At 48.5% G+C, this 19,615-nt stretch carries 10 protein-coding genes; all 10 read right to left on the reverse strand.

From position 1 onward, the window contains the following. Positions 1-47: 47 nt before the first annotated feature. Complete coding sequence (locus ACYVGO_RS34220; protein WP_460973221.1) at positions 48-887, reverse strand: ceramidase domain-containing protein; 840 nt, start codon at positions 885-887, stop codon at positions 48-50. Between the two features lie 22 nt (positions 888-909). Continuing rightward, positions 910-2,469, reverse strand: a complete 1,560-nt coding sequence (locus tag ACYVGO_RS34225) for a hypothetical protein (protein WP_460973223.1) — start codon at positions 2,467-2,469, stop codon at positions 910-912. Positions 2,470-2,528: 59 nt separating this feature from the next. Further along, the gene (locus ACYVGO_RS34230) at positions 2,529-4,535 is read right to left on the reverse strand and encodes an NPCBM/NEW2 domain-containing protein (protein ID WP_460973225.1); all 2,007 of its coding nucleotides are present in this window, start codon (positions 4,533-4,535) and stop codon (positions 2,529-2,531) included. A 327-nt stretch (positions 4,536-4,862) separates the two neighbouring features. Continuing rightward, positions 4,863-7,112 (reverse strand): DUF7133 domain-containing protein, encoded by a 2,250-nt coding sequence (locus tag ACYVGO_RS34235; RefSeq protein WP_460973226.1) that lies wholly within the window; start codon positions 7,110-7,112, stop codon positions 4,863-4,865. Then, a complete protein-coding gene (locus ACYVGO_RS34240; protein WP_460973227.1) occupies positions 7,105-9,138 on the reverse strand; it encodes an NPCBM/NEW2 domain-containing protein in 2,034 nt (677 codons plus the stop codon). The genes ACYVGO_RS34235 and ACYVGO_RS34240 overlap by 8 nt, the downstream gene beginning before the upstream one ends. 160 nt (positions 9,139-9,298) lie before the next feature. Further along, positions 9,299-11,677, reverse strand: a complete 2,379-nt coding sequence (locus ACYVGO_RS34245) for a GH92 family glycosyl hydrolase (protein ID WP_460973228.1) — start codon at positions 11,675-11,677, stop codon at positions 9,299-9,301. 309 nt (positions 11,678-11,986) lie between these two features. After that, positions 11,987-14,278 (reverse strand): DUF7133 domain-containing protein, encoded by a 2,292-nt coding sequence (locus tag ACYVGO_RS34250; protein WP_460973229.1) that lies wholly within the window; start codon positions 14,276-14,278, stop codon positions 11,987-11,989. 129 nt (positions 14,279-14,407) lie between these two features. Continuing rightward, positions 14,408-16,114: a hypothetical protein gene (locus tag ACYVGO_RS34255; protein ID WP_460973230.1), complete on the reverse strand. Its 1,707-nt coding sequence runs from the start codon at positions 16,112-16,114 to the stop codon at positions 14,408-14,410. Positions 16,115-16,314: 200 nt separating this feature from the next. Next, entirely contained in the window at positions 16,315-17,679 is a 1,365-nt protein-coding gene (locus tag ACYVGO_RS34260; protein WP_460973231.1) for a 3-keto-disaccharide hydrolase, read from the reverse strand. Between the two features lie 56 nt (positions 17,680-17,735). Then, complete coding sequence (locus ACYVGO_RS34265; RefSeq protein ID WP_460973233.1) at positions 17,736-19,607, reverse strand: RagB/SusD family nutrient uptake outer membrane protein; 1,872 nt, start codon at positions 19,605-19,607, stop codon at positions 17,736-17,738. Between the last annotated feature and the right edge of the window lie 8 nt (positions 19,608-19,615).

Consider the following 19,615-nt stretch of genomic DNA (forward strand, 5'->3'; position numbering starts at 1 on the left):
TCTTTATGTCGGGTTTTAGAACCCGACATCACCGCAAAAAAACGACATCACAATGCGGCTATTTTTTTCCTCCCTGCGAATCGGAAAAAGGAATAGCTACAAACACTGCTGAGTGCCGTCAGTAAATGCCAGATGGAATGTCCCTGGATAAGGGAGTGGGGATCACAGCCTATTTTCTGCACATCCAACGTGCGAAACCGGACGGCGACTACCATCAATACAAGGCTTGCAATGGCTAATAGCCCCGACCGCTCTTTTCTAAACTGGACATAATTGATGGCGATAAAGATCAGTAGCGCCAGAATCAGGCCGGGCAATAATTTGGAGCTTGGAATCAGTAACGCGATTTTTAAAAACAGGATAATCAGAATCAGCAGCGAAACGGCCCAGATAGTTTTGACGGGTTGCGTGAACCTGACTTTATGCAGAACGTGATACAGCCCGATACTCACCAGCACCAGCGTAATGCCGTAGGTGCCGTTCATATCGACTCGCTGGCCAAGGTAGGTGAGCGATGCGTGAAAAAAAGCGCTGCCAAAGCCCAGATAAATAAAGCAGATACCCATCAAGGCCGACAGCATTGGAAACGATTCTAACCGATTCTGGCGCTTTATGCCTTCGTTTTTATAATCGTCGTAAGCAATTTGTAGGATCAGTACCCCAAAGAAGAAATACGCCAGATTGGAATACGTATTCATCCGTTGGTGAAAAAAGCGGGCCACATTGTTAAACTCGCAGTACTCGACCGTTAGCGCCGATTTGCTGACAACCATGCCGTCCCAAACCGAACCATTGAAAAACGAATCGAGGCCCCACCAGACAACCAGCATGCCCAGTGTCAGAAAGAGCGAGCGAATCAAGAACCTGTATAGTGTCTGGGTTTGCATGATGAAGAGTTAAAGACGTGTTTTATTGTTTAGGCGTGATTTCCAGTAACGGCGTCGCGGTATCCCAGGAAGCGGGAATTTCGTAAACGACCTTGATAACATTGGGACAAGAGCCCGAAACTTCCCATTCTTTCGCAAAAAGTGCCGGATCGACCTTCTCGGTCTGTGTGCGTTTCAACGTTGTATTTATGTTCATCGTCATGGAGGGCAATGTCCATAGGTTGTCTTTGAATGAGTCGGTTACCGCATTTTGGGCGCATACATACAGTTCAACAGTCGTCGCTTTGGTGTCCGCCAAATACAGGTTCATCGTCGTTTTGCTGACTTTTACGTTCGTCTTTCCATTACCGGGTACCAGCAACCAGCTTACATCGCCATTGGCCGTTTTCCAGTGTATAGCGCCCGTTTTAATTTGATTCCATACCCGTCGATTGCCCCATACACCGCCCATCATCCAATCTTTATAAATCGTGGCTGTTACCTGCTTCAGACTGTCACCTGCGTAGGTGTTGGGAACCGTTCGGCTGATAAACCGTGGACCTGAAAAGCCTTTAAGAGTTGCTAAATCTGCTTTTGGAATGGCCAGCCCCAGGTTGAAAATAGGAGCCAGGTTACTCATTTCGCCATATTTCGGCCCATCTGTTGTCGCAGGTATTGGTGCATGCTTTGCATTATCAACGGCAATGGCAATCCAGATGCCCATGATCGAAAAATATTTCTGCATGTCCATGCCGTAGCCCCGGAAATAGGGGCCAGGCATATTTTTGAGATTGGGGTTGTAAAAGGTTGCAGCCTCGTGCCAAAACTCCTGTTCGAGTGTTTGTCCCATTTGCTTCATCTCTGGTGAAAACGCCAGCTCGCGCCAGAAGGCAAGCGCAATTAGCGTGACCCCGTAATACGTTGGTGAGTTGTATTCGCTGAACGTTTTGTGCGATTGGTAAAGCTTGAAAATGGCACGGGCCTTCTGCAATCCGGCCATTTTTAATTCGTCTATCCTGAACTCAGTGCCAACGTAATCCATCAAAAACGAACTCATGATAGAGATATTCGTATAATCGGGAGCGACGTTCCGTTTCAGGGCACCACGAGCGGCATGAACCAAACCAGTTTCAAGTTCTTTCAGAATATCGGCTGGTAACAGATGACGGTATTTCTGACGGATAATAATCAAATCGCAACCGATGAACTCCCGCCAGTTTTGGTCAAACTTGTCGCCCTCCACGGTCGTTTTCCAGATTCCGTAGATTTTCGTGTTCTCGTCGCGATGCTGGTTTTTCAAAATCCAGGTCAGAATCTCAGCCGCATTTTCCTTGTCGCCCGGTTTGTTGCGAAACAAAAGAGCCTCGGCCAACCGCGTTTTGTTTCGCAGACTGGTGTGGTTGGTCAGGATGTCGGCTACTTTTTTACCGGCTGGAATTTCATCCGCCAGAAAATCCTCGAACAACTGTTTTTGATACGTCGACAGGGTTTGATACGTGTAGGTTTTGGTATAAATAGCATCACGCGACGCGTTCGGTTGGCCAAAAATGGAGCCTCCGAATAGGAGGTAGAAGGTAGTGCAAATGATGAGTACGGTTCGCATAGTCATTAATAATTAAAGGTTTAAAAGGGTGTCGGGTTTGAGAACCCGACACCACCCAACTACTTGCTTGAAACCAGTTTCAACATCACCACACCGTGATGCCGAATGTCGGTTTTGAACGACCCGTTAAACGTGCCCAGATCCTTTTGCCGCCACACATCACGCAGTTTATAGTTGCCTTTCAGACCAATTTTAGCGAAATCAAACGTGAATGATTTTGGTGTTTCAGTGCCCCAATGGAAGTACGATTGAGGTGTTTTTCCAAAGTCGGCCGTGTTGAACAGGCCGACTGCATACGAGCCATCTTCTAACGGTTTAAGCCAGATCTGGACACCATCTTCATCCCTGACAAGTCTTGCCGCTTTGCCCAGTGGGTCCTGATTGATCTCAATGACTTCATCATTTGCCAGTAGATTCAGGGTGAAATCGTCCAATTGTTCAATGGGGCAACCGATCAGCAGTGGAGCCGTCAACAGGCTGAACATACTAACGTGGCTGTACTGCTCGTCGGGTGTCAGGCGGGTATCGTGCAGGACAGGCCCAATGGAAACTTTGCCTACAATCATCATATCGGGGTCGGCCCAATGACCGGGTCCTGAAAACTCACTCCATTTATCCAGTGAAAAGGACGTCAGGTACAGGCTGGTCCAGCTATCTTTGATATCGGGCCCGGTTCGGTACATGTTTGACAGACGGGCCCAATCCGTTACTTTGTCAAACGGAGCATTGTTGGATAAACTGAACACAATATCCCGGCTCGATTGCTTGAGTGCGGTAGACATCCGTTCGGTCGAGTTGACATCAATTCGCCAGTCGTACTTCAGGAAATCAATGCCCCACTCGGCCATTTGACGGGCATCGTTAGTTTCAAAGCGGTACCTGGCAATGCGGTTAAACGCCCGCCGATTCTCTTTGATTGACTCGTGGCTTTCACCGCCTTTTTCAAAATCAGACGAAGCACCCGCATAGCCCCCGTAACTAGATATGTAAGGCGTGGAATACAAGCCCGCTTTCAATCCGAGCGAGTGAATGTACCCGACCATTTCCTTAAACTTCGGAAACTTCTCATTCGGTTGAAGGGCCGTTAGTGGCCCACCTCGTACACCTTGCCAGGCATCGTCGATGTTGATATACGTCCAGCCGTGGTCACGTAAGCCCGTTTTTACCATTGCATCGGCAGAAGCAACGACCTTTTCGCGATCAATGTTCGCTTCCCAGGCATTCCAGCCGTTCCAGCCAATGGGTGGGGTAAGCGCAATGGCATCACCAATTTTAATGGTCAATTGCTTAGTGGCCTCACCAACTGCATTTTTTGCTGTGAGTGTGGTTGTATAGGTACCTCTTTCGGCAATTTTCCCTGTGATAATGCCTGTTTTTTTGTCGAGCAAAAGCCTTTTGGGAAGGCCTTTTGCCGAAAAAGTCATAGGCCTTTGGCCCGTTGTGGCAATGGTATATAGGAACGGATTATTGGGTGTTGCCCCAACTACCTTCGCCGAGTTGATTCTTGGTTTTGGGGAGGGTAGAGGTGTTAAACTGTATTGTTTGTCAGTAGTTTGTACGTGCTCAGGCAGCGCCTTTCCAACCATGTCTACTTGTGCATTGATCCAATTGCAGTAGGTTTTTTTGTTCGCAATGCCGCCTACCTTATCGGTTACCAAAAGTCCCAACTGGCTGATTCCTGTCAGATCAACATTGATGGGAACAGGGGCATCGCCGATGCGCATGGCTTTGCTCTCAAACAGCACCTTACCATCGCCCAGTACATAAAAAGTAAGGGGAATGTCTTTATTGCCCAGATCATCTACACCGATCAGCGCCGAAAACCGTTTGGCCTGCTTCGTAAGGGCAAACGCCAGCACACAAGGCGATTGGGCACCCAGCCCCCGTGCATATCGGGTGCCGTTGATTCGCAACGTATCGCCCGTGTAATTGCCCTTCGCCTGAACCGGACGAATGCCTTCCGAAAAGGTTTGAATAGGCAAATCGTCCAGCCAGACAACAGTTGTCGTTTGGGCATAAGCGCCGAAAGAGGTGAACAGGAATAGAATTGTATAGAATTTGATCATGTTAGGTTAGGTAGTTTTTTTACCATTACGGGAATAGGAAGGGCACAAAAGCACTGTGGGGCTTTTTTATAAAAGCTCCGAAGTTGTTAGAAAATAGTCTTGAAAAGATGCCTGTTTATTGAGGCTAATTGACGTTTGTTATCGAAGCTGTTTAAACATTCTTTTTTGTTAAAACTGGGTGAATTTTTGTCATTCCGACGACAGGAGGAATCTCAAGTTTCATAATAGACAAGCTTGACCCGGCCGCCGGAGCGGATTCCTCCTGTCGTCGGAATGACAAAACATAATTACATGTTTTCTTGAACAGCAAAAATTCAAACAACTTCATTATTTATCAAAGTCACCTTCCAGCAATTGTTTTTCGTTAAAAATGCCGCTTCCAGAAGGCTTTTTATCCCTCATTTTTTTGACATCTTCAGTAGTAATCCCTTTTCCATCTTTCGCGAAGGCATTCTGGGTAAACCGAATAATGTCGGCAATATCCTGATCGCTGATTTCCTTATTATTGATAAGCGCCGGCATCTCGTTGTTTAGTTGGTACAACTTGCCGTTTACGTGAATCGGGCCACTAACCCCGTGCAGAATGATAGCCGCCAGTCGTTTCATCGAGCCATTGATGTATTCCGAATCTTTGAGTGGCGGAGCCAGATCCTGAATGCCTTTGCCATCGGCACCGTGGCAAGTCGCGCAAATGCTTCTGAATAATTTTAAGCCTTTTGTGCGGGGGTCCACGGCATTTTTTTCAGCGACGAAAATGGAATTCATCTCTTTTTTCTGCCGGTTCGTACTTGCTAGGGTTAAATCCTTTTTCAGCAGATCGGTTGGATTCATCGAGGCCAGGTACACCTCTTCTTTACCGCTAATGCTACTCGTTATAGCTTCCTGGAAAATGCCCTGGCTTGCATGTTTTTTGTCTATTTCTGCCAGAAAGGGTAAAAATGTAGCGTCCGATACCACGAGCCAGGGAGCTAGCGACGTCGACAGATACAGGTCGATTGTTTCATTATTCTGAGCCAGTAATTGCGTGCTGAGCGCCTTCATCTTAGCAACATGTGGCGTACTGGCAAATCGCTCCAACAGGCCTAACGCATGGGCAATGGTTTCTGGATTTTTTGATTGGCTGACAAGCGCAGTCAGGCTTTCAAACGAAAGGGCGTTTAACCCATCTAAGACATAAAGCGCATGGATGTCGGTTGAAAATGAATTGGTTAGCTTCGTCAACTTGGTGAGCTGGCTAACAACCGAGAGGTCTTTCTTCTGAATCAACAATTGTTGAGCGCGATCCCTTAACCAGCCATTTGGATGGCTAAGCAATGCCACCAATTGGGCGCTGGTAGCCTTCGACAAATCAGGTACGGAGTTGGGCTTTATTGTTTTGCTGGTCACTTTTAAAATACGCCCTGCATTCTGTAGCGTATCCAGCTTTTTAGCGGCTAGTTGTTCGGCCAGGTATTGCGAAATGTAGGCCTTGTGCTGGATGATGCCCCGGTGCATATCGACTATATACATCGCGCCATCGGGACCCGTAAACAAATTGACCGGACGGAAACCTTCGTCGGTGGACGCTATAAATTCTTTCCCTTCAATTGCCTGACTGGCCGTTGTTTGAAGCCCATTAAACTGTAGCACATTCCGCTTGATCAGATTGGCTTCGGGAACGCAGACAAACGCATTTTGAGTATAGGCTTCCGGGAAAACGCCACCTCTGTATACGAGGGGGCCACAAGCCGCCGTGACATCTTTTAAATAGCCTTTTTCATCCAAAACGCCATCCTGATAGCCCCGGTTGACGGAGGTTTTATGAATAGGATATACCCGATTACTGGCTAATCGTTTTCCTTCTGCAATAGTCGGTTTAAAGTATTTGTTCCGGATCAGTTTGTTGGGCAGCACAAAATCTCCCTGTAAATTGGTGGAGTTGTTATTGTAATACAGCCGACCAAAATTGTCTTTCGTTATGCCCCACTGACCACGCGCTGTAGTAGGTTCTTTGATCCATTTACCATTTTTTAGCTGGTACCTGAAATTATAATTGGCGTTGTAAATCCAGTTGTCGATGTTCATCATCAGACCGTTGGACGAGTGTTCCACATTTCCACCTTCGGCATAGACAGGATCGACCAGCGTTTTTTTGCCGGGCTTGTCGTTTTTGATTTCGACAAACCACAGCTTGGGGCCGTCGACATACAATAGACCGCCATAAACATGTGCCAACCCTCTTGGCAGAACAAGCTTATCCAGAAATACCTTGGCATGATCGGCCACGCCATCTTTATTCAGATCTTCTAAAATGGAAATCTTGCCGGTTGGCTCTTCTTCGCCGATACCTTCCAGGTTGGGCATATAACTAATCATTTCAACCACCCACATTCGGCCCTTATCATCAAAATCCATACTGACGGGGGCTTTCAACAATGACTCAGACGCAATCAATTTTAAGTCAAATCCGTCTTCTATCGTATAGTTTTCGAGCGAAATTCTGGGTTCTTCATAGGAGATGATCCTGAAGCCTACCATGAAGATGGAAAGCACTACTAATGAGGCAAATGCTAGTTTAAAGGGTCTTTTCTTAGTCATGTTTCTGACTGATTTTAGGTTGTTTTCCCGGAAACATCCGCAGTAGTACAACGCCGTGATGCCGTATGTCCGTTTTGAATGAGCCTGTAAAGGTACCAACGTCTTTCTGCCGCCACACATCGCGAAGCCTGTATTTGCCTGACAAACCGATTTTGGTAAAGTTAAAAGTGAACGATTTTGTTGGTTCATCGCCCCACCGAAAATACGATTCCGGTGTTTTGCCGAAATCACCTACGTTGAATAGCCCTACGGCATACGATCCATCTTCCAGTGGTTTGAGCCAGAGTTGAATACCCTTTTCATCCATCACCAGCCGGGCCGATTTGCCTAGCGGGTCCTGATCGATAGCAATCACTTCGTCGTTGGTGAGCAAATTCAGGGTGAAGGCGTCGAGTTGTTCGATTGGGCAACCAATGAGCAAGGGTGCAGCTAACAGACTGAACAGGCTTACGTGGCTGTATTGTTCGTCGGGGGTTAGGCGGGTGGGGTGAAGTTGGGTGCCGGTAGTAACGTTGCCCACAATCATCATGTCGGGGTCGTTCCAGTGACCGGGACCGCCATAGGGTGCCCACTTGTCGAGTGTAAAAGCCGAGACGAACAGGCTGTACCAACTATCTCGAATGTCGGGGCCGGTGCGGTACGAATTGGTTAGCCGTGCCCAGTCTTTAACGTTGGCAAACGGGGCTGAGTTGGAAATGCTGTATAAAATGTCACGCCCTGATTGCTTCAACGCTACCGACATACGCTCGGCTGACGGAACCTCGATTCGCCAATCGTATTTGAGGTAGTCGATACCCCAATCGGCTAGTTGACGAGCGTCGTTGGTTTCAAAACGGTATTTCCCAACGTAGCGAAACGCACGTTTGTTGGCCACAATGGAATCGGTTAACTGGCCGTTTTCGAAATTAGATGAGCCACCGATATAACCCGCGTAACTCGTAATCATGGGCGTTGAGTAAACCCCGACTTTCAAACCCAGGCCGTGAATATACTCCACCATATCTCCGAACTTCGGAAACTTTTCGTTGGGTTGAATGGCGTTGAATTTACCACCCCGTTTGCCCTGCCAGGCATCGTCGATGTTGATGTAGGTCCAGCCGTGGTCGCGTAAGCCCATTTTCACCATGGCATCGGCAGAGGCAATCACTTTTTCCTGATCAATGTTTCGAGCCCAGGAGTTCCAGCCATTCCACCCGATTGGGGGCGTAAGGGCAATGGTATCACCAATCTTAATCGTTAGTTTTTTAGTAGCTTCTCCCAGTGCATTTTTAGTCTTCAACGTTGCCACATACGTACCTCGTTGCGCTACCTTCCCCGAAATGATACCCGTTTTTTCGTCCAGTGAAAGCCCTTTCGGAAGCCCGATGGCTGAAAATTGCATCGGACGCTCGCCTGTTGTTGCGATCGTGTATAGAAAGGGATTGTTGGGCGTAGCGCCGAAAACGGTGGCCGAGTTAATTCTTGGTGTTTTGGGCGAAGCCGGTGTCAGAATATACTTCTCATCTGAGTTAGGAATGGTTGTGGGCCGATGATTGTCCAGCATAACGAACTGCGCGTTGGCCCAGTTGGAATAGACTTTCGTCCGGCCTTCGTCATTCACCTTTACCAACAGACCTAACCGCTTGATGCCCGTCAAATCGATACTCACTTTTTTTGGTGTATCGCCCAACTTCATTTCCCCACTGTCGAACAGAATTTTCCGGTCGCCGATTACGTAAAATGTATGGGGTAACTCCTTATTCCCCTTATCATCGACGCCCACCAGAGCGGTAAATCCGGCGGCTTTTCCATCCAGATAAAACGCAAGTATACTGGTGGCATTTACGCCCACGCCGTGGTTGAAATACTGTCGGTTCATGAGCATTGAATCACCTGCGGCATTTGTCTTGCCCAGCACCGCTGGAATACCCTCCGAAAACGATTTAATCGTCAGATCGTCCAGCCAGATCGCCGTAGTTTTTTGGGCGTACGTCTTTGCACCTATGCCGCAAATCAATGCAAATAGAAGCCCTCTCAACTTAATCATACTCTATAAATTTGATTTCTTGTGCGACCCCTACAGGGTCGAATGTTTACAGAAATATAATTCTGCTATAAGCATTCGACCCTGTAGGGGTCGCACGGGATTATCTGATTTTATAATCGCCAGTTACCACTAGCGCGTCAGCCCAGCCGTGCTACAAGCCCTACTTCGATGACATCGACTCAGGAGCATCTTCGGGCTTGCTACCCCAATCTTTATTGGGTTTATCGCCCATTTGCAGGGTTAATTTTCCCCCATTGATGACGGTTTCGTGCGACACCCACGGTTGGTTGAGAGCCTTGCCATTCAATTGCGCCGACTGGATGTAGAGGTTCTGGGCCGAGTTGTTTCTGGCATCGATCACAAATTGCTTCCCTTTGTAATAGGCAGGGTTTAGGTGAATGGTGATTTTGTTGAAAATGGGGCTGCTGATTTCATAAAATGGTTTCGCTGTTGTGCCGCCATTGGTCGAGAAAATGCCTGTTTTCATTAGAACTGACAAGCTGCCCATCAGGCCCTGATCCTCGTCTCCGCTATAGCCGTACTTGGGCGAAATGCCGCTGTACACTTTCTCAACCACTTGCCGCGACCAATATTGGGTGAGCCAGGGCGCTCCCGAATAGTTGAACAAAAAGGCTGTTTGGATGCTCGGTTGATTGCCGTAGTTGATGTACACCCGTCGTAATTCCTCCAGCGTTTCTTTATCGTGCGATTTTCCTGACACGAAATCGTGCTGCTGGGCTTTCTCAAGCGAACCGTTTAGCTTGGTTGTGAACGCTTCCCGACCGCCCATCAAGTTGATCAAGCCCTGAATATCGTGCGGAACAAACCAGGTAAACTGGGCGGCATTTCCTTCCTCCCAACCGTTGTCGTAGCGTAATATATCGACGGGCTCGGCCCATTTCCCGTCCAGGGTTCGGTTCCACATCCAGCCTATTTCGGGATTCCAGATGTTTTTATAGTTTTCGGCCCGCTTCATAAATAGGGCGTAATCATCAGTCTTGCCCAACTGTTTGGCCATCTGCGCCAGCGTATAATCCTGATAGGCATACTCCAGCGTTTGGGTCGAACCATCCTGATGGAAGCCATAGCGGGTTTTGCTCAACGGATGCGGCACGTAGCCCCGCTCCATGTAGTATTCGATACCACCCCCTTTGAATGTATTGTGTTCATAACCCGCCTTGCTCATCATGCCGCCGGGGAAATGATTTTTTCGCAGACCTTCGTACGCTTTGGCAATATCGAACCCCTTGATTCCCTTGAGGTAAGCGCTGACAATGAAGGGGGTCGTAGCCGCACCCGTCATCACGTAGGTATAATTGCCACCCGCTGGCCCTCGTGGAATAAGCCCGCCATCCTGGTACATCATCACCATCGAATTGACGAACGATTCGGTGACTTCGGGATATACCAGATGCCAAAGCGTATTGATGGTCCACTGTGCACCCCAGAACGAATCCGAATTGTGATGGTTGAATTTAGGCTTTCCATTAGCGTTAAGCGGTATCTGGCCGATACGCTGTTTCGGGCCTGTCATATCGGAGTATTTTCCGTTAACGTCCGACACTATACGTCGTCCCTGTAGGGCATGCCATAAGTCGGTGTAGAAACGACTCTGTTCGGTTTCATTGCCGCCTTCTACCTCGATGCGACTCAACCAGTTGTTCCAGTCCGTCCGGCTTTCCTGAATGGTGCGCTCAAAATCCCAGTGCGGTAATTCGGTGTTGAGATTGAGTCGTGCCTGCTCCGCACTGACGTACGAAATGGCCACTTTCATTTTCCGTACGTCGCCCGCTTTGGTTTTGAAACTGACGTAAGCGCCGGTACGCTCACCGTCAATCTCATTGGTGAGTTCTTCCAGCTTTCCGTTTCGCCAGCCGTTGAATGATTCGAATGGTTTATCGAACATAGCCACGAAATAGACCGTCAGGGTTTTGGGCCGACGAACCGTTGGCGCCATAATGGCGTAGCCCTCCAACTCTCGATTGCTTACTTTTTTTACGTGGCCTTTCTCCGTATCCGATGGCCCTAAAAAGGTCGAAAAATCAAACAGGATGTGGCTTTGGTCCGACTTCGGAAACGTGTATTTGTGAAAACCAACGCGGGTGGTCGAGGTTAATTCAGCCGTTATGTCGTATGCATCCAAAACAACTTTATGGTAGCCCGCTTTAATTACTTCTTTGGCATGACTGAATCTGGAACCGTACTGATTTGACCCCAAATGACCCTTGAACTCGCCAGTTGTAGGCAATACCGGAATGCCCGACAGTTGCCAGCAGTGAACATGGCTGAAACACTTTATACTGTCTTTTTCGTACCGATAGCCCGCATTCCAGTCTGCATCGATCGCGTTATCGGGGCTTAAATTGACCATGCCAAATGGGCGGGTCGCTGAGTTGAAAAAGAACCAGCGCGAGTTGGCCGCATCGACTAGTGGATTCACCAGATCGACGGGTTGTTTCAGCGGGGACTGTGCTAAAACAACCTGAGAAGTAATCCCGATTACGGCTAAAATGATTGATGAGAAGAAAGCGGTTTTCATGTACTTATCTAAATGATTATGAGCACAGATTGTGCTTTCTTTTTTTGACAGGATTGACAGGGTTTTTTAATCATAGAACCTGTTTAAACTTTTGTTTTTCGATTAAAAATCAATGTGAATTTGTCATTCCGACGATAGGAGGAATCTCAAACTTGACTAACACTGAAGTTTGAGATTCCTCCTATCGTCGGAATGACAAATTCGATCCCCAATTAATAGCAATTGGAGGAAGTTTAAACAGCCTCATAATCATCCTGTTAATCCTGTAATCCTGTCAAAAATACTACTTCTGCAATTTACCTGATTGCGTTAATTTTTAGGGGGTCCAGGGAGTAAGCTGTCAAACGCATCGATTGTCCAGGCCGTATTGACGGCTGAATATTGATCTCGAAGTGCTTTTACATCAGTCGGTTGTACAACTGCCGATTGGCGGCCCTTGCCGACCCGCATCGACGTGCCCACAAATTCATACCGTATATAGCTCAGCACCGAAGCGATCCATTCGTCGGAGTTATCTTTCATGGAAGCCATTTCGCTCGGATACGTTTTGCCGTCGATGGGGCCTTTCAATCCGTGCAATAGGATTCGGATCGCGATCTCTTTATCGGCGTTTACGTGTCTTGCTCCACGCAGTGCGGGGGCTGCCTTGGTTGGAAGTCCGTTGCCATCGCCACCGTGACAGGGCGAACACATGGACTTATAAATTTCGCTTCCGTTCGTAATCAGTTTTCGTTCGGCAGGGGTGAAGCCGGCCAGTTTAGCCCCGTAGATTTTGGCATCTTCATTTTTATCAATGCTCTTTTTCACACTCGCCAGCATTTGGTTGGTTGGGTTCTGTGCTAGAATGGCTTGTGCAATCGCCTTGGCTGATTCGTTTTTGTTTGATCCCAGCGATAACAGCAATTGCGTTTTTACATCGTAATTCGAATCGGCGGTTAGTTTGCCTAGCTTCTCAATCCATTGATTATCATTCTGTTTGATGTACGGTTCGCTCATCCAGATAGCTGCTCGCCGGATCTGTGGATCGGTATCGTTTAAGGCGACATCAAGGACTTCTTTGTTGATTTCGTTCAAGCCTTCGAGTGTCCATAAAGCGTGTAGTCGCCCCAGAGCAGATGCATTTTTCTTGCCCGTCGCCATCAATTTCAAGTCAGGAACCACCGATTTGTCGCCTAAAACGATGATCTGCTTTTGGGCGTTATCGCGCCACCAGCCGTTAGGATGGTCCAGATAGGTGAGCAGGCTAGCCGCCGGAACATCAAGTAGGGCAGGTTTGGGACCACGTTTATACCCATCATGCACCAATCGCCAGATTCTGCCCCGTTGATTCACCTTGGCCAGTCCGTAATAATCGATCTTTCCCCGCAGATAACTTCCTTTCTGAGTCCAGTTGGATTCCTGAATGATGCCCCGGTTCATGTCGATAATGTACAGGCATCCATCGGGGCCTGAGTACGTATTGACGGGCCTGAAAAACGCATCGGTGCTGGAAATGAATTCTTTGTGATCATATACATTCTCCAGGTACGTTTTCCCATCTCGGTTGACGACTTTAGCCCGCCGGATGATCCGCGCAACGGGTTCGTTGATGATATAATCACCCACCAGATCGGCAGGAAGGCGGTCTCCTCTGAAAATGGATTGGCCATTGGCCGAGGTGAAATGGTTCAGGGTGCTATCTGGACGTACGCGGGGCAACCCGCCCTGTACATCAGGATTCTGAATACTCGACCAAACCGGGCTGAAGGTTTCTTCGCTGTACGCATCGGCAAACTCTAACTGGCCATATTTTGGATTGATCTGAAAACCAGATCCTGCGTTTTCTCCCCCTCCCCGGCTAAAGAATAAGCGCCCGTAGTTATCGAACGTTAAACCCCACTGCCCATTTGAGCCACTGTGCAGCGAATCTGGTCGAAGCATACCATTTACGTACCGAAACCGGATCGGGTCGACGGTTTGATAGATGTAATTGTCGAGGTTCCAGACCAACCCACTTCGCTGGTGTTCCAGATTGCCCGGAGCCACTTTGCCTACGGTATAAACCGCCTTTTTTACATCCGATACCCCGTCGCCATTCGTGTCTTTGTAACTGTAAATATCATAGGTATCGGTTTCGTTGACCAGCAGTTCGTGGTTTACGCAAAGCAGCATGCGGGGTAATACCATTTCTTTGATAAACACCGAACTCTTGTCCATTTTACCGTCATTGTTGGTGTCTTCCAGCAGCATAACCCGGCTGATTTTATCTTTAGTGCCTGTGCCATCCGCATCCTGCGTATACGTTTCCATTTGCGCCACATACATTTTCGCATTACCATCCCAGGCAATGGCCACGGGTTCGGTAATCATCGGCTCACTCGCCACCAGTTCCATGTGATACCCTTCTGGAATGATGAATTTTGCCTGGCTTTGTTCGGGCGTGAGGGGCGTTAATATAAACGGGGCAACCGTTGGCAAACTGTCCGTTGGCTGGGAAGTCTGACTGGGCGAAGTCGCAGCGACCGTTGTGGCAACGGGGCTTTTTGTCGCTACTTTAACGGAGCAGGCATAAATGACGACAGCGAAAGAAAGTACGCTGTATTTCAGGTTAATGGATTTCATTGAGTTTCGAGTTTACTCCTTTGTTTTTATCAGGGCATTCGCCAAAGCCGAGAAAAGCCGTGCCACGGTTCTTACGTGACGCTGAAATAAACCGTGGCACGGCTTTTCTCGGCTTTGGACGAACATGAATTAGCCTATCAAAAGGCTATGTTTAAAAGGTGTAAAGCCTGTAATGTATACTGTTGGGACATCCATTGCCGGTAAGGCCCCCCGTAGTTGCACGCCTGTGTGTTCGGACTTTCCCGGCCCAAACTGGATGGTGTCGGCGCCAACCGAATACGAGCCTGATTCGCCCGATAGGAGGTAGGCGGTTTCTTTCTTAGGATGTTTTTTGACACCTGCCAGCGTGCCGCCGGGCCGAAAAATTAACTCCAACGCTACCGGCACACCCTCAGTACCGGTAATGTCGATGTCTACTTTCAGACCCTTCGTTGCCTCGGTAATCTTCACGGTCGTGTCGAGCTTTTGCACCTCGCTTTGTGGACGATTGGCCCGGAGCATTTTGTCCCAATCGCCATTCGGGTCGATCTGATCTTTAGCGATTGGCTGATAATAAGGCCCTTCCAGCGATTTGTGCATCACCCAAGAGTTACCCTGCTGTTCAATTTTTTCGGTTTGGAACTGTCCTTTCCCGAAGAACGAAGCCGCCACCCGCATGCCCTGTAAAACGGCATTGCCTTTGTGAAACGTGAGCCAACTGGCATTGTTCGATAGTAGGGTCGCGTCCCAGTTGTCCCGCCGGATGCGTACGACACCCGAGTACGGAAACGCTTTGGCATAGTTGGTTGGTAAGGGTTTGCTGGCGGGGAGTTCGTTCCAGAGTGTGGGGTCTTCCAGAAAATAATCGAGGTAGCCCGCTAGTTGCTCTTTCGGACACGTTTTCTCGATCAACCGACACATGGCAGCCATTTCGCCGTTTTTGTCGAGCAGGGCCATGTAGCGATAGCAGTAGTAATACTTGGCCATGTTGCCAATGGTACCTTTGTCCTGCCGGTTCGATGCCTCCGTGACGACCTCGCCATTGGGATGAACGTAATACAAGGTCATCATCAGGTTTTTGCGGACGGGCTCAAACAGCTCCGGCTTTTTCAGCCCTCGGGCCATGATGATCAACGACCGATCGACGATGGGCGAGTAGGTGTTGGTGCTCTTTTCGTTGAACTGTCCATCGGGGTCTAAGTCAATATGTTCGGCGAGCCATTGGTCAATGCGTTTGGTGTATCGGGGATCGGGAAACACCTCATTTAATTTGGTCAGTGCCGCCGATACGACCCAGCGATGGTTTGGTGTATGAATACCCCCTACACTCAGAGCATCACCCGCTTTTTTTAAAAACGCCTTTAGTAAATCGAGGGTTGTTTCTGAACCGTTAACATTGGCTTGCCTGATGAATTTATAGGCCGGAACGATATTTTCGAGCAGGAACGCCGTGTCGGGTGTTGAATGAAAGTTGGTGTCCAACAAATCAATCGTGCCATCTTCGTGCTGCATCTTCAGCAATGCCCTGGCCGCGGCTTCGACTTCTTTTAGTACTTCTTTCGATTGATAGTGAGTCGATTCCGGACAGGCAATGAGGGTGCTTGCCCGCATAATGAACCCGCTCGTGGAGTGCGGATTCGGCATGTCCATATCGTTCATGTAGCCACCCACATACTTGTTGGCCGGGTTCGTGACCTTTAGGGGTTTGTAATTGGCCAACTGCTGGTCATTGATTTTTATCCACTCAAGCAGCCATTCGGGTTTGGGAGGGGCTAGGCTGGTAAAGCCTTTAAATCCCAGTGTTGGAAGCAAGCAAAGAGTAGTTGCGCTGAGTGTTACAAAATTCCGTCTGTTCATTTTTTGGAAAGTCTATATAAAAGCATCTCTACCCCCGTTGCTGTGAGGACATAATACTATTGAGCGTGGAGTCAGTTTCTTAAAACTGACAAGCGAGGTTTCTCAAAACCTCGTTGAGTTGATAGTTTATTCGGTAGGTTTTAAGAAACCTACTGTGTCAGTTTTAAGAAACTGACATCACTCCGACAGTCAGTAAAAACCTAAAACTCCCGAATCTTAATACTCCTGAAAGCTACCTCATCGCCGTGGTCCTGGAACAGGATGTGGCCGGACGGCGCCTGGGCAAAATTGGGATACGTTTTGTATTTGCTTTTGGCTACCAGATTGCGGAATATCTGCGAATATCGGTCGTATTCTACCGCTTTGAGGTTATTGAGCCAATGTTCAACATGCCCACCTTTCACAACAATTCGCAGTTTGTTCCATTTCCCCGGCGGGTTCATTCGTCTGGCCATCGTGCCTTCTGAGAGGTTTTCGGCGGTGATGAGGTCGTAGAGCGAGCCGGTTGTCCGGTTGCCGTTTACACCTTCTTTGGCATCCGGGTGCTCTTTATCATCCAGAATCTGAAACTCCGGCCCTGCGCCGGTGCCCGGCTTTTTGGTCCGGTCTTCAACCACGAAATATTTTACGCCACTATTGCCCTTCGTTGATACCTTAAAATCGAGTTCCAATTCGAAATTTGTGAATGCCTGATCGGTGACAATATCTCCACCTTTGCGCAGGCTATCTTTTTTAGAACCCAGGACGATCAATTCGCCATCCCGCATCGCCCAGCCTTCTTTAGGGAATGCATCGCCATTGGCTACTCGCCAGCCTGCGGATGTTTTGCCATCCCAAAGCAATCGCCAGCCTTTTCGCTTCTCATTGTCGGAGAGTTGATTGGGGAGGTAGTTTACTTCTTCGATGGCATCACCGCCTTGCCAAACGGCATCTTTCAGGTTATCGGTGGCAATTCGGATGTTCCGCCACTGAACGGTAAGTCCTTTTTGTTCTTCCTTTTTGATTTGATGAACCTGTAGGGCAATGATTCCGCGAGCCGTTTGTGAGTCAAGGAGATTCGCGCAGGGGATTCCGTTGATCCAGGTTCTAAATCGGGGACCAATAGCTTCAATATGATATTTGTTCCATTGGCCAACATGGAACGCTTTCTGGCCCTGGGGATTGATGGATAGCGGATACAGCCAACCCATTCGGGATTCATCGAAAATGCCGCCACTCCAGACCCGGTCGCCGGGATCAATTTCAACCTGATAGCCGTGTACACGCCCATTCATAATGGCAGGGTCGCTTATACTTCTGATTTGAATGCCCGAGTTTAAGCCCGGATCAACTTTTACCTCTAGTTCCAGCACAAAGTCGCCGTAGGTTTCTTCGGTACACAGGAACGAATTGGGCGTATTCATCTGCGAAACGCCAACAATTGCCTTATTGACAATCTTGTAGTCGGCGTTGCCGTTGCGCTTCACCCAGCCTTTTAAGTCGGTTCCGTTAAAGAGGTCTTTCCATTGGGCCTGGGCATTGATGGTAAGAAGTGAGAGTAAGGCTAGTGAGAGTAAGGATTTCATTGTAAATATTAGGTTGTGGGATTGCGCGAACGAAGACGTTCGCGCAATCTATCATCTTAATAGCCAGGATTTTGCGGCATTGCGGGGTACGACAAGTCGATCTCACCTTGTGGAATTGGCCGCAGATTGTGTTTGTCGGATATGGAAGCACTTTTTGCAGCCCAGGGATTATATTTTTTTACCCGTTCAACCAGTTTGCCGGTCCGTTTCAGATCGAACCATCTTGAATATTCACCCATCAATTCGCGGGCACGTTCGTCAAGAATCAGGTCTATCGTAATGTTCGCCGATGTGGCGCGATACGATACGGCTTCCAGTGATTTAACATTTTCGGGGCTCTTCGCGCATTGCGGATCAGTTCCTTTTTTGACCAATGCCCGATCCAGCACTTTGTTATAATATACTTCGGCACCGCCTAGTTTGCCGCCTTTGGCTCCTTTTACAATGGCTTCGGCAGCAATTAAATACGCTTCGGCTGATCGGAAAATCGCTTCGTTGAACGTGCCGAATGCATCGCCATAGGCAATACCGGGCTGCCAGAATTTCCACATCAACGGCTGGTCGCCGGGGAATCCGCTCACGTTTACGGCGCTTCCATTGACGAATCCGTATCCACCACTGTATTCTTCTACATTCACAACCGAATAGTTCTTTTTGCCACCCAGATCAATTCCCCGGTCGGCTAGTGCAACGGCGGGTTTGTTCCAGGGGCGGAAATAGACAACCGTATCGCCTGCTTTTATGTCAATTTTAAGGTTGGGGTTCACGACGGGCAACGGTTTGAACCCGGCTACCGGCAATAAGGCATACCCAACTTCCACAAAATTGAGATCGTAACGGGAATCATTTTCCGGGTCGAACAGGCGATACATGGCCGGATTGGTCACGTGAATGGGTTGATACCGGTTGTAATCCGTCGTACGGCCTTTGGTGCCCGGATAGCTATCGCCACTTCCGCCGAAAACAGAGTGCAAATTGTTCCCACCAGCGGCATCCTGCGTAAACGCTGGGTCGGTTTTGTTGGTCAACACATCGGAATTGTACTGGACGGCAAAAACGATTTCGGCGTTTTTGTCATTCTGAGCACCCGTGTATTGTTTCAACGGATTTTCGGAGCGTGTCGGAAACAAGGCGCTATAGGTGGTTGCCAACGGATAAGCATCAATAATTTTATCGGCATATTGAAGCGCCAGATCAAAATCGGCAGCCGAGCCACCCAATGCATTGTTGAAATTCCAGCCACGCGTTAGATAGACACGGGATAACAAAAACTGAACAGCGCCTTTGGTGACCCGTCCGTAATTACTGGCCGTAACCGGCAGTTTCGCTTCGGCGTCGACTAGGTCCGCAAGAATCTGTTTGTAGACATCGGCCGAAGCGACCCGCTTTGCGTCTTTGCTCGGGCTGACTGTTTCGGTGAGCGGCATAGGTACATCGCCCCATTGCTGAACCAGGTAGAAATAAGCTAACGCCCGCAAAAACTTGGCTTCAGACACGCGCACCGCTTTGGCATCAGCCGTCATGGTTGTGATCCCATCTGCGCGACTGACAACGGTATTCGTGCGGGCAATTTCGGCATAGAGTAAGGTCCAGAGGGTTTGTAATTCGGGTAACGTAGCATTCAGGCGAACATCGTAGTGTTCCAGCGCACTGGTTGATAGGGTTGCAAACTTGGGATCGCTAAAGCCCGTTTGGGAGAAAATATCCGTGCCATTTAAAACAAGTGTGCGAGCCTGGTGAATATTTCGCAGCAACGGATAACAGGATCTGACCAGATCTTCGAAGCCAGCCTCGGTTGAATAATAAACGTCTGTTGTGAGGGTAGTCAGTGGTTTTTCAGTTAGAAAATCCTCTTTACAACCGGCTACAACCATCCCTATCAGGGCAATGGTGAATGTAGTAAACCGTATATATCGTGTTGATTTCATTGTCGTTC

The sequence above is a fragment of the Spirosoma migulaei genome (genome assembly GCF_054776855.1).